At 71.6% G+C, this 12519-nt stretch carries 12 protein-coding genes; 9 read left to right on the top strand and 3 right to left on the bottom strand.

The genetic code is table 11. The features are described 5' to 3' along the window. Positions 1-223: 223 nt before the first annotated feature. Positions 224-1273: a DUF937 domain-containing protein gene (locus V5F61_RS12600; protein ID WP_393989337.1), complete on the top strand. Its 1050-nt coding sequence runs from the start codon at positions 224-226 to the stop codon at positions 1271-1273. A 97-nt stretch (positions 1274-1370) separates the two neighbouring features. Here the strand turns inward: V5F61_RS12600 and V5F61_RS12595 are convergent, their stop codons facing one another. Beyond that, positions 1371-1709: a DUF1127 domain-containing protein gene (locus V5F61_RS12595; RefSeq protein WP_393989336.1), complete on the bottom strand. Its 339-nt coding sequence runs from the start codon at positions 1707-1709 to the stop codon at positions 1371-1373. Between the two features lie 307 nt (positions 1710-2016). On the opposite strand from V5F61_RS12595, the gene V5F61_RS12590 reads away from it, so the two are divergent. From V5F61_RS12590 to V5F61_RS12555, 8 genes are all read left to right on the top strand, one after another. Beyond that, positions 2017-2898 carry a LysR substrate-binding domain-containing protein gene (locus V5F61_RS12590; protein ID WP_393989335.1) on the top strand — a complete coding sequence of 294 codons (882 nt, stop codon included), beginning with the start codon at positions 2017-2019 and terminating at the stop codon, positions 2896-2898. Positions 2899-2974: 76 nt separating this feature from the next. Further along, a complete protein-coding gene (locus V5F61_RS12585) occupies positions 2975-4411 on the top strand; it encodes a cryptochrome/photolyase family protein (protein WP_393989334.1) in 1437 nt (478 codons plus the stop codon). A gap of 77 nt (positions 4412-4488) precedes the next feature. Further along, a complete protein-coding gene (locus V5F61_RS12580; protein WP_393989333.1) occupies positions 4489-5517 on the top strand; it encodes a cysteine synthase A in 1029 nt (342 codons plus the stop codon). A gap of 217 nt (positions 5518-5734) precedes the next feature. Next, positions 5735-6574: a 3-mercaptopyruvate sulfurtransferase gene (gene sseA, locus V5F61_RS12575; RefSeq protein WP_393989332.1), complete on the top strand. Its 840-nt coding sequence runs from the start codon at positions 5735-5737 to the stop codon at positions 6572-6574. Positions 6575-6657: 83 nt separating this feature from the next. After that, positions 6658-7719, top strand: a complete 1062-nt coding sequence (gene rfbB / locus V5F61_RS12570; protein WP_393989331.1) for a dTDP-glucose 4,6-dehydratase — start codon at positions 6658-6660, stop codon at positions 7717-7719. Continuing rightward, a complete protein-coding gene (gene rfbD, locus V5F61_RS12565) occupies positions 7719-8609 on the top strand; it encodes a dTDP-4-dehydrorhamnose reductase (protein ID WP_393989330.1) in 891 nt (296 codons plus the stop codon). The genes rfbB and rfbD overlap by 1 nt, the downstream gene beginning before the upstream one ends. A 106-nt stretch (positions 8610-8715) precedes the next feature. Further along, positions 8716-9492 (top strand): ferredoxin--NADP reductase, encoded by a 777-nt coding sequence (locus tag V5F61_RS12560; RefSeq protein WP_393989329.1) that lies wholly within the window; start codon positions 8716-8718, stop codon positions 9490-9492. A 212-nt stretch (positions 9493-9704) separates the two neighbouring features. Further along, entirely contained in the window at positions 9705-10616 is a 912-nt protein-coding gene (locus tag V5F61_RS12555) for an NAD(P)/FAD-dependent oxidoreductase (protein WP_393989328.1), read from the top strand. A 299-nt stretch (positions 10617-10915) separates the two neighbouring features. Here the strand turns inward: V5F61_RS12555 and V5F61_RS12550 are convergent, their stop codons facing one another. Together V5F61_RS12550 and V5F61_RS12545 are read right to left on the bottom strand one after the other, a co-directional pair. Further along, positions 10916-11698 carry an ABC transporter ATP-binding protein gene (locus tag V5F61_RS12550; RefSeq protein ID WP_393989327.1) on the bottom strand — a complete coding sequence of 261 codons (783 nt, stop codon included), beginning with the start codon at positions 11696-11698 and terminating at the stop codon, positions 10916-10918. 3 nt (positions 11699-11701) lie between these two features. After that, positions 11702-12511 carry an ABC transporter permease gene (locus tag V5F61_RS12545; RefSeq protein WP_393989326.1) on the bottom strand — a complete coding sequence of 270 codons (810 nt, stop codon included), beginning with the start codon at positions 12509-12511 and terminating at the stop codon, positions 11702-11704. Positions 12512-12519 lie beyond the last annotated feature (8 nt).

Here is a 12519-nt window from a genome sequence, read left to right as displayed (position 1 = left end):
CTCCAAAAGGGATATCGCGCTGCGGCGCGGCTGCGGCTAGGTTGCACGCGACTGCAACCTCGCGCGCAGGAGCCGGCGTGCCGCCGTCGGGCCCGCGCTGGCGCAGCCCGTCACGACCGTGCGTGTGGCGCGACAACAACCCGCCGCACGCGGGCGAGGATACCGACCGGATCTGCCGGGCGACGAATCACAGCCTTCGGCGTCACCCGTCGAAGGAGGGTGGATGGATCAGTTCGTGGAGCCGCCGCGCGCCGCTCAAAGGGGACACGGGATGGAAAATCTTGCACGGGTCTATGGCCTCTCCGCGCAGCAGGCCAAGGCTGTCGCCGATGCCCTGATGCCCGCCTTCGCCGACGGCTTCCGGCACACCACCCAGTCGCCCGAGGCCATGGCCTCGCTGATGGCGCTCATGCTGAGCGGTCCCTATGGCGCCTATTACGGCCAGCCCGGCGCCTATGCCGCGCCCCAGCCCGCGCCGGCAGCGCCGCCCCCGCCGCAGCAGGCGGACATGAACCAGCTCGGCGTGGATGCCCTCAACGCGGTGTTCGGCTCCGATGAGGTCAGCCGCGCGGTGGCGGGCCATGTGGCGGCCTCCACCGGCCTCGGCATCGCCATCGTCAGGCAGATGATGCCCACCTTCGCCAGCCTGTTCGTGGGCGGGCTCGCCAAGTCGCTCGCCGCCTCCGGCGCGCTGCAGACCATGACCGCGGCGCTGCTCAGCCGCCTGCCGCTGGGCCTGCCGCAGACGCGGCCCGCCCCTATCTCGTCCGGCAATCCCTGGATCGACGCCTTCCTGGCGTTCTCGGCCACCACCGCAAGCCAGCCCACCTATTCCTCGGGCAACCCCTGGGCGGATGCGTTCGCGCGGGCGATGTTCCAGCATGGGGCGCCCCCCGCCCCGGCGCAGCCCCGCGCCAATCCCGCCAGCGCCTGGCAGGACGTGGTGAGCGCCATGGCCAACACCCTCGCCCAGACCGGCGCCCCGGCCCAGAATCCGGCCGCGCCGCCGCCCCCTCCGCCCCCGGTGCCGCCGATGCCGGCGCAGGGGGATGCACTGCTCAATCCCCTGCAGCCGTTCCAGGAATTCTTCGCGAAGATGTTCGCGCAGGGCTTCCCGCCCAATTTCCCCACCGGCGGCGCCGAGCGCCAGCCCTATTCCGTGCCTGAATTCTGGCTCGACGTGCTCAGCCGTGCACGCCAGGCGGTGCCCGAGGCGGAGATCCTGCCTCCGGAGAAGCCCCGCCTCGTCAAGAAGGACGGCGAGGGCCGCTAAAGCAAAAAGGACCCGCGCCGGTTGCGGTCGGCGCGGGTCCAGCATCGGCGGGGCAGAGGGGCGTGCCCGCCGATATTCCTTGAAGACGATTGTGCGGTCAGCCCTGGCCCAACTCACGGCACAGCAGGCGGCGGGCGGCGCGCCGCTCGGTGGCGCGCAGCACCAGCACGCGGGTGGGATCGGCCCCCAGGGGGGCGCTCACCGCGTCGCGCACGTCGGCGCGGGTGATGCCGATGTCCTTGAGCATGTGGTCCTCGAGCGCGGCGAGATCGGTCATCACGCGGCGGCTTTCGATGGTGCGCGCCACCACGGCAAGCCGGGTCACGGCCCAGGCCGCCGCGCGGCCGGCAGCCGCCACGAAGGCCGCCGCCGAAGACTGGAACCCTGCGCCCCCATGGGGCGCGTCGATGCTGCGGGTTTCACCAAGCGCGCTCATTCTCATCTCCCTCACCGCGACACGGTCGCCGCTCTCCCCTTCCAGGCGATCGACCCCCAGGTGCGGAGACGAGCGCCCTCATCCATCGATTTCGCCACGGTTCCGGTCACGCCTCCCGTGTACGGAGGGCCGCTGCCGCGAGGGCACCGGCGCGCCGCCTGAGCCGGCGTTGCGTGTCGTGAGGGACCGTGGCGGGGCTTCTTTTGCGCGCGGCGGACAAATCACGCTAGCGAATGTTTTTCATTCCACATATCATCTTGCGTGATGATTGATCCGGGGTGCCGCCGCCCCGCACCGGAGCCCCGCCATGACCGCCCTGCTCGACCCGGACCAGCTGCGGACCTTCGTCGCGATCGCCGAGACCGGCAGCTTCACCCGCGCGGCCGAGGTGGTGCACAAGACCCAGTCGGCGGTGTCCATGCAGATGAAGCGGCTGGAGGACCGGGTCGGCCGCGCCATCTTCGCGCGCGACGGCCGCGCCTCGCGCCTCACCGAGGACGGCGAGCGGCTGCTGGACTTCGCCCGGCGCATCGTGCGGCTGAACATGGAGGCCGTGCTCACCTTCGCCGACACCGAGCTTTCGGGGCGCGTGTGCCTCGGCGTGCCCGACGACTATGCCGACCGCTACCTGCCGGACATCATGGCCCGCTTCTCCCGCACCCATCCCGGCGTGGAGCTCACCGTGATCTGCGAGCCCACCAGCGAGCTGGTGCAGCGCATCGCCGCCGGCACCATCGACCTCGCCATCATCACCGCCACCGAGATCACCGCGCGCAATGCCCAGGTGATCCGGCGCGAGCGGCTCATGTGGGTGGCCTCGGCCCGCCACGCCGTGCACCAGGAGCCGGTGGTGCCCCTCGCCCTGGGCCGGCCCACCTGCCAGTGGCGCGGCATCGCGGTGGCGCGCCTCGCCGCCGCCGGGCGCGGCCACCGCATCCTCTATTCCAGCCCCAACAGCGGAGCGGTGGCGGCGGCGGTGCTCTCCGGGCTCGCGGTCTCCGTGTTCCCGGAATCGGGGCTGCGGCCGGGCATGCGGGTGCTGGGCCCGGCCGAGGGCTTCCCGCCCCTGCCGCCGTGCGACATCGGCCTGCTGCGCAACCGGCATGAGCCCTCGCCGCTCGCCGATGCGCTGGCGCAGCACGTGGTGCAGGGCCTCGACAACCTCACAGCCCAGGAGGCGGCGCAGTAGCCGCGCGGCGGGCCGCTCCCCCCTTGCGCGGCGGCGGAAACGGGGAAACCCTGTGCGCCTGCCCGCGAGGGAAAAGATGACGCGCCCCCCTGCCCTGATCTGGTTCCGCGACGATCTCCGCCTTTCCGACAACCCCGCCCTCGATGCGGCGGTGCGCTCCGGGCGGCCGCTGGCCGCCCTGTTCGTGCTCGACGAAGACGCGCCGGGCATCCGGCCCCTTGGCGGGGCGGCGCACTGGTGGCTGGCCGGATCGCTGCGGGTGCTGGCCGCGCAGCTCGGCCGCCACGGCGTGCCGCTGGCGCTGCGGCGCGGCCCCGCCACCCGCCTCGTGCCCCAGGCGGCGGCGGAGATCGGCGCCGCCCTTGTGGTGTTCAACGACCGCGCCGGCGGAGCCGAAGCGCGGGTAGACGATGCGGTGGCCGCACGCCTGCGCCAGGAGGAGCGGCAGGTGGAGCGCTTCTGCGGCCACCTGCTCCACGCGCCGGGCACGGTGACGACCGGCGGCGGGCGCCTGCCCCGCACCTTCTCCGCCTTCCATCGCGCCACCATGCGCCTGCCGGCGCCCGGCGCGCCCTTGCCGGCGCCCGAGCTTCTGCATCCGGCGCCGGCACTCGCGGGCGACGCGCTGGAAAGCTGGCGCCTGGAGCCGGAGCATCCCGATTGGGCGGGCGGCCTGCGCCTCACCTGGCTGCCGGGCGAGCCCGCGGCCCAGGAGCGCCTTTCCGATTTCATCGATGAAAGGCTGGCGGGCTATGGTGTGGGGCGGGACTTTCCCGCCCGGCCCCATGTCTCCCGCCTGTCGCCACACCTGCGGTTCGGGGAAATCTCCCCGCGCCAGATCCTGGCTGCGGTGACCCACGCTGTCGCGGCGGGCGAGGCACCGGCCGGCGACGCGGAGAAGTTCCTGAGCGAGCTCTACTGGCGCGAGTTCAGCCACCACCTGCTGGCGGCGGAACCGGATATCGCCCGCCGCAACATCCAGCCCGCCTTCGATGCCTTCCCATGGCGCGAGTGCCCCGGCGAGCTGAAGGCATGGCAGCGCGGCCAGACCGGCTATCCCCTGGTGGACGCGGGGCTGCGCGAGCTGTGGCAGACCGGCTGGATGCACAACCGCGTGCGCATGGTGGTCGCCTCCTTCCTCGCCAAACACCTCCTGATCGACTGGCGCGCGGGCGAGGCCTGGTTCTGGGACACGCTGGTGGACGCCGACCCCGCCAGCAACCCGGCGAGCTGGCAGTGGGTGGCGGGCACCGGCCTCGACGCCGCGCCCTTCTTCCGCATCTTCAACCCGGTGATCCAGGGCGAGAAGTTCGACCCCGACGGCGCCTACGTGCGCCGCTTCGTGCCCGAGCTGGCGCAATTGCCGGCAAGCGTGATCCACAAGCCCTGGACCGCCGACCCCGCCACCCTGCGGCGGGCCGGCATCACCCTCGGCGGCACCTATCCGCACCCCCTCGTGGACCACGCCGCCGCACGAGAGCGGGCGCTGCTCGCGCTCAAATCCACGAAATAATATCGGATAAATTGACTTGATACAGCCATCCTTAGCGATATAGGCTGAGCCTACTTTGTTTAAGGGCTTACTCGATCATGATCCGTAACGGTCTTGTGGAATCCATTGGCAACACGCCCCTCATTCGCCTGAAGCGCGCCTCGGAGGAAACCGGCTGCGAGATCCTCGCCAAGGCGGAATTTCTCAATCCCGGACAATCCGTGAAGGACCGCGCCGCCCTCGGCATCATCAGGGACGCCATCGCGCGTGGAGAGCTGCGGCCGGGCGGCGTGATCGTGGAAGGCACCGCCGGCAACACCGGCATCGGCCTCGCGCTGGTGGCGGCGCCGTTCGGCTTCCGCACGGTCATCGTCATTCCCGAGACCCAGTCCCAGGAAAAGAAGGACATGCTGCGGCTCGCCGGCGCCACGCTGGTGGAGGTGCCCGCGGCGCCCTATTCCAGCCCCAACAACTACGTGAAATATTCCGGCCGCCTCGCCGAGGCCCTCGCCAGGAGCGAGCCCAACGGCGCGGTGTGGGCCAACCAGTTCGACAACGTGGCCAACCGGCAGGCCCACATCGACACCACCGGCCCCGAGATCTACGAGCAGACCGGCGGCAAGGTGGACGGCTTCGTGTGCGCGGTGGGCTCGGGCGGCACCCTCGCCGGCATCGGCATCGCCCTCAAGGAGCGCGACAGCAACATCAAGATCGCCCTCGCCGATCCGCCCGGCGCCGCGCTCTATTCCTATTACACCACCGGCAGGCTGGAGGCCGAGGGCTCCTCCATCACGGAAGGCATCGGCCAGGGGCGCATCACCGCCAACCTGGAGGGCGCACCGGTGGACCTCGCGTTCCAGATCCCCGACACGGAATCGGTGCCCATCGTGTTCGACCTGCTGGAGCACGAGGGCCTGTGCGTGGGCGGCTCCTCGGGCGTGAACGTGGCGGGCGCCATCCGTCTCGCCAGGGAGATGGGGCCGGGCCACACCATCGTGACCATCCTCGCCGACTACGGCACGCGCTACCAGTCGAAGCTGTTCAATCCGGAATTCCTGCGTTCCAAGAGCCTGCCGGTGCCGGCGTGGCTGGAGCGCAAGACCGAGGTGCCCAGCGTCTTCCTCTAGGGCGTCCCTTGCGCGCATTGCTGCAAAATCCACTCTAGTTTGTTGATATCACGCATTTTCTTCACGCGAACCGCCCCACACACCGCGGGAAAATGCCCCAACGCCCTGCGACGCCGGGCCTGTGGATGAGCGCCGCCGGGCCCGCCCATGGGCCGCGCCCGGCGCGCTACAACCTGCCGGTCGCCCCCGCCGGGGCCACCCAAGAGGAGCATGTGCCATGGCCGACACCCCCGCCTTCGTGTCCACCGAGTGGCTCGCCGCCAACCTCGGCGCGCCCGATCTCGTCGTGGTGGACGCCTCCTGGCACATGCCGAACTCCGGCCGCAGCGGCGCAGCCGAGTTCGAGGCGCAGCACATTCCCGGCGCCGTCCATTTCGACATCGACGCCATCGCCGACCATTCCACCTCGCTGCCGCACATGCTGCCGGGCCCGCACGCCTTCGCCCAAGCAGCGGGCGCGCTCGGCATCGGCGACGGACTGCGCATCGTGGTCTACGACAGCCTCGGCCTGTTCTCCGCGCCGCGCGTGTGGTGGACCTTCCGGGTGTTTGGCGCCCAGGAGGTGATGATCCTCGACGGCGGCCTGCCCAAGTGGCTGGCCGAGGAGCGGCCGGTGGAAAGCGGCCCGGCGCGGCGCGCGCCCGCCACCTTCACCGCGCGCCTCGACCATTCCATGGTGGCGGACATCAACACCGTGGAACGGGCGCTCGCCGCCGGCAGCGCCCAGGTGCTCGACGCCCGCGCCGAGGCCCGCTTCCGCGGCGAGGCGCCCGAGCCGCGCGAGGGGCTGCCTTCCGGCCACATGCCCGGCGCCTTCAACCTGCCCCACGGCCGCGTGGTGGAAGGCGGGCGCCTGCTGCCGCCCGAGCAGGTGCGCACCATCGTGGAGGCCACCGGGCTCGATCTCTCGCGGCCGGTCATCACCTCCTGCGGCTCCGGCGTCTCGGCTGCCATCCTGTGGCTGGCGCTGGAGAGCATCGGCAAGCGCCCCCTGGCGCTCTACGACGGCTCCTGGACCGAGTGGGGCGCCAGCGGCAAGGCCATCGCCGTCGGCTGAGGCCCGCGAGCGGCGCGCGCAAATGCTTTTGCGCGCGCGATGGTGTATAGGGACGCGCGATCAACGAAGGGGCGTGACGGCAGATGCGGATCTTGATCACGGGTGGCGCGGGCTTCATCGGCTCGGCGGTGGTGCGGCATGTCGTGGGCCTCGGGCACGAGGCGCTCACCTTCGACAAGCTGACCTACGCGGGGAACCTCGCCTCCCTGGCGCCGGTGGCGGACAATCCGCGCCACCGCTTCCTCAAGGCGGACATCTGCGACGCCCAGGCCGTGCGCGCCGCGCTCGCCGCGTTCCGCCCGCAGCTCGTGATGCACCTGGCGGCCGAATCCCACGTGGACCGCTCCATCGACGGGCCCGCCGCCTTCATCGATACCAACGTGACCGGCACTTTCGTGATGCTGCAGGAGGCGCTCGCCTATTGGCGCGGCCTGCCGGACGCGGAGAAGGCCGCCTTCCGCTTCCACCACATCTCCACCGACGAGGTGTTCGGCAGCCTCGGGCCGGAGGGCCTGTTCCGCGAGGACACGCCCTATGCGCCGAACTCGCCCTACTCCGCCTCCAAGGCGGCCTCCGACCATCTGGTGCGGGCCTGGCACCACACCTATGGCCTGCCGGCGGTGATGTCCAACTGCTCCAATAATTACGGCCCCTACCACTTCCCCGAGAAGCTGATCCCGCTCGTGATCCTCAATGCCCTGGAGGGCGCCGAGCTGCCGGTCTACGGCACCGGCGAGAACGTGCGCGACTGGCTGTTCGTGGAGGACCACGCCGAGGCCCTGTTCACCATCGCCACGCGCGGGCGGCCGGGCGAGAGCTACAACGTCGGCGGCGCCAGCGAGCGGCGGAACATCGACGTGGTGCGCACCATCTGCGCCGCCCTCGACGCCAAGGTGCCCGATGCCGCCGGCCCGCGCGAGCGGCTGATCCGTTTCGTGGCCGACCGGCCGGGACACGACGCGCGCTACGCCATCGACTTCTCCAAGCTCAACACCGAGCTGGGCTGGTCGCCGCGCCACACCTTCGAGAGCGGCATCGCCGACACCGTGCAGTGGTATCTCGACAACCGCGCCTGGTGGGAGCCGCTGCGGCAGCGCTACCAGGGCCAGCGGCTCGGCCTCGCGCCGGAACGGAAGGCTTCCTGATGCGCATCCTGCTGCTTGGCGCCGGCGGCCAGCTCGGCCGCGAGATCACCGATCGCGCCTCCGCCCGCGGGGTGGAGCTCACCGGGCTCGACCACACCGCCCTCGACATCTGCGATCCCGCCGCCGTGGCGCGGGCCCTGGAGGCCCACCGGCCCGACGTGGTGGTGAACGCCGCCGCTTACACCGCCGTGGACAAGGCCGAGAGCGAGCCGGAAATCGCCGCCCGCATCAACGCCTTCGCCCCGGCCCATATCGCCGAGCGCTGCGAGCGCTATCGCACCCCCTTCATCCACGTCTCCACCGACTACGTGTTCGACGGCACCAAGCCCGCGCCCTATGTGGAGCAGGACCCGGTGGCGCCCATCGGCGTCTACGGCCGCACCAAGGCGGCGGGCGAATCGGCGGTGCGCTCGGCGACGGAGCGGCACATCATCGTACGCACGTCCTGGGTCTACGGCGCCCATGGCCACAACTTCCTGAAGACGGTGCTGCGCCTCGCGCGCGAGCGCGACCGGCTCACCATCGTGGCCGACCAGCACGGCTGCCCCACCGCCACGCACGACCTCGCCGAGGCTCTGCTCACCGCCGCCGCAGCGGCGGTGGCGGGTGAGGCGCGCTGGGGCACCTATCATTTCGCCGGCGACGGGGCGACCACGTGGCACGGCTTCGCCGCCGAGATCGTGCGCGTGGCGGGCCCGCGCCTGGGCCGCACGCCGGAGGTGGCGCCCATCACCACCGCCGACTACCCCACCCCGGCGCAGCGCCCGGCCAATTCGCGGCTCGCCAGCGACCTGTTCCAGCGCACCTTCGGCCTGCGCGCGGCGCCCTGGCAGGAGCGCGTGGCCGAAGTGGTGGACACCCTGCTCGCCGAGGCCCCGGCCGCGAGCTGACGACGACAGCGTGCTCCCGCGCGGACACGCCGCCGCACTTTTTCGCACCGCACGCATCCTGTAGGCTGCGCCGCGGCATTCCTGACGAAGCCCGCCGGATCTTGAGATGAGCAGCAACTTCAACGAAGAAACCGTGAAGAGCGTCCACCACTGGACCGACCGCCTCTTCACCTTCACCTGCACCCGCGATCCCGGCTTCCGCTTCCTCAACGGGCAGTTCGCCATGATCGGCCTGCTGGTGGACGGCCGCCCGCTGCTGCGCGCCTACTCCATGGCCAGCGCCAATTACGAGGAAGACCTCCAGTTCTTCTCCATCAAGGTGCAGAACGGCCCGCTCACCTCGCGCCTCCAGCACCTCAAGGTGGGCGACAAGATCCTGGTCGGGCGCAAGCCCACCGGCACCCTCATCCAGGACAACCTCCTGCCCGGCAAGCGGCTGTACCTGCTCTCCACGGGCACCGGCCTCGCGCCCTTCCTCTCCGTCACCAAGGACCCGGACGCCTACGAGCGTTTCGAGAACATCATCCTCGTCCACGGCACCCGCACGGTGGCCGAGCTGGCCTATGAGGACTTCTTCACCAAGGAATTGCCGCAGAACGAGTTCATCGGCGAAGAGGTGAAGAAGAAGCTGATCTACTACCCCACCGTCACCCGCGAGCCCTTCCGCAACCAGGGCCGGCTGACGGAGCTCATGACCTCCGGCAAGCTCTTCTCCGACATCGGCCTGCCCGTGATGTCGCCGGAGGAAGACCGCTTCATGCTGTGCGGCAGCCCGGCGATGCTGAAGGACACGGTGGCCATCCTGGAGGAGCGGGGCTTCAAGGAAGGCAGCCAGTCCGAGCCCGGCCATTATGTGATCGAAAAGGCCTTCGCTGAGCGCTGAGGTCGCACCGGTTCCCCTTGAGCCGCCCCCGGGGGCCTCTTGCGCCGGTCGCATCCAGCAGTCCTAATGCCAACGGCCCGTGGGCGTTCTCATGGGTATCCGGCCTGGCCCGTGCCGCGACGGAGCGAGCCCCGTCCGGCGCTGGGCGGGCCGATGATGCAATGCAGCAGGCGGCCGCGTGAGGGCAACCGAGGGGGTGGACGAACCGGGGCATGTTCGACGCGGTCATCATAGGCGGCGGACCCGCCGGCGCCTCCTGCGCCCTGTGGCTCAAGATGCTGGGCTTCCGCCCCTGCCTCATCGAGCGCAGGGCGGCCCTGGGCGGGCTGCAGAACGACAACCCCTACCCCAACGAATGGATCGCCTCCGCCCCCGACCGCACCGGCTACGAGGTGGCGAGCGACATCCATCGCCACGTTCTCGCCCATGACATCGTGTGCCGCCTGGGCGAGGGGGTGAGCGCACTCGACCGGATCGACGGCGGCTTCCGCGCCACCACCACCAGCGGCGCCATGGTGTTCGCCCGCACCGCCGTGCTCGCGAGCGGGGTGCGGCCGGTGAAGGGCGGGCTCGCGGCCTCCGAGCAAGTGCTCATCGGCCCCGGCCGCACCATGTTCAACGCCGCCTTCGAGGGCCAGGAGGTGGCCATCCTCGGCGGCGGCGACAACGCCTTCGAGAACTACATGTTCGTGCGCAAGCGCGGCGCGGCGGCGGTGCACATCTATGCCCGCACCATCCGCGCCCGCCGCGAGTTCCTGGAAAAGGTGCCCGCCAACGACGTGCGCATCGGCTCCTACCACGTGGAGCCGGAGCGCCCGGCGGTGGCGAGCCGCCCCTATGACCGGCTGGTGGTGCTCTACGGCTGGGAGCCCTACCTGCCCTATGCCGCCCACCTCGACCTCGCCCGCACCGCGCGCGGCTTCGTGGAGACCGACCCGGACTGCCAGACCTCCATTCCCGGCCTCTACGCCATCGGTGAGATCGCCCAGCGCATGCACCCGTGCTGCGTCACCTCCATGGCCGATGGAGTGGTGGCGGCCAAGGCCATCCAGCGCACCCTGGAGCAGGATGCGGTCTCTCGCTTCGTGGAGCGCGTGCGCGCGAGCCGGGCGGCGGAGGAGTAAGGCCAGGGCCGGCGGGCATCGTTCCCGTGGGCCCGGCGCGTGGGCCGATGATCGCGCCCACGCCGCGTTCGGGCGAGACCTGCTGGAGGCCGACCAAGGACCACTACCAAGGGCATGAAGCTTCGCAGCGCCCCGCTTCATTTCCTGGCCACCGGCGCGACCTGCGCCGATGACAGGGGAGCGCCCTCATCTCGTACCACGGCAGCAGGCGCGGCCAAGGCCGCCGCCACCGCGCGCCGGCGCATAAGGGCGGCGGCAAGGACCACAACCAGGAGAATGAAGCGTCGCAGCGCCCCGCCTCATTCCCCGGCCACCGGCGCGACCTGCACCGATGGCAAGGACACGCCCTCATCACGCACCACGGCAGCAGGCGCGGCCAGGGCCGCCGCTACCTCGGGCCGGCGCATGAGGGCGGCGGCGGCGGCATAGACGTCGCCGGGGTCGCTGGCGGGGGTCTGCGGCACCTGCGCCATCATCCGCGCGGGGCGTGGGGACAGCACCACGATGCGGTCCGCGAGGCGCACGGCCTCCGCCAGATCGTGGGTGACGAACAGCACCGCCGTGCCCGCCCGCTCCACCTCCCGCCGCACCAGGGCCTGCAGCTCCTGCCGCAGGCCCACGTCGAGCGCGGAGAAGGGCTCGTCCATCAGCACGAGGTCCGGCGCGGGCGCGAGCGCGCGGGCGATGGCCACGCGCTGCTGCATGCCGCCGGAGAGCATGGACGGCCGCTTGGCGAGATCGGCCGGCGAGAAGCCGAAGCGCAGGAGGATGTCGGCGGCCGCCGCGCGCCGGGCGGCGCGGGGCATGCCGCGCGCCTTGAGGCCGAAGGCGGCATTGTCCAGCGCATCGGCCCAAGGCAGCAGCCGCGGCTCCTGGAACACCATGGTGAGATTGGCAAAGCCGTTGCGCAGCGTGCCCGCGCTCGGCGCCTGCGCGCCGGCGGCGAGGCGCAGCAGCGTGGTCTTGCCGCAGCCGGAGCGGCCGATCAGCACCACCAGCTCGCCGGGCCGCACCTCGAGATCGACGTGGTCGAGCACCACGCCGTCGGCGAAGGCGAGGCCCACCCCCTCGAAGCGCAGCATGGCTCAGCCTCCCGCCATGGGCACGGCGGCGGAGGCGCCGTCGCGGGCCGCGAGCCAGCCGCGCAGGGGCGCCAGCAGCACCGCGTCCGCCAGCAGCAGGAACGCCACCACGAGCACGATCCACGCCATGGTCTCGGCCAGATCGAGATAGGCCCGCGCATTGGCGATGCCGCCGCCCACGCCGTCGGAGCCGCTCAGCACCTCCGCCATGACAGCCACCTTGAAGGAGAAGGCGAGCGCAGTGGCGAAGGCCGGCACCAGATGGTCCGCCAGGGCGGGCAATATGAGGTCCGTCGCCCGCAGGCGCGCGGGCGCGCGGTAGACCCGCGCCATCTCGTCGAGGCGCGGATCGCGGCTGCGCACGCCCTGGAGCGCGGCGAGGAACACGATGGGCGCCGCCGTGACCGCCACCGTGAAGGCCGGCGCCCCGCCGCCGGGGCCGAACCACAGGAGCGCCAGCACCACCCAGGCGATGGGCGGGGTGCCCAGGATCATGACGAGCACCGGCGCGGCCATGGCGCCCACCGGCATCACGAGGCCGCCGGCAAGGCCCAGCGCCAGGCCCGCGGCCCCGCCCGCCAGGAAGCCGCCGAGCGCATGGCCGGCGGTGGCGGCGAGCGCGGGCAGCGCCAGTCCTTCCGCGACCAGGCGCCAGAGCGCCCGCGCGGTCTCCTGCAGCGACGGCAGCACGAACGGGCCGAGGGCGTAGTGCCCCCATTGCCACGCGGCCAGCAGCGCGAGCACGCCCAGCGCCCCCCACCCGAAGCGGGCGGCACGGCTCCCCCTCGACCGCCCCCGCAGGCGCGCATGCATGTCTGCCG

Origin of the sequence: Xanthobacter sediminis, assembly GCF_043195015.1 — a bacterium.
Taxonomy (GTDB): Bacteria; Pseudomonadota; Alphaproteobacteria; order Rhizobiales; family Xanthobacteraceae; genus Xanthobacter.
This window is presented reverse-complemented; position numbering and strand designations above follow the sequence as displayed.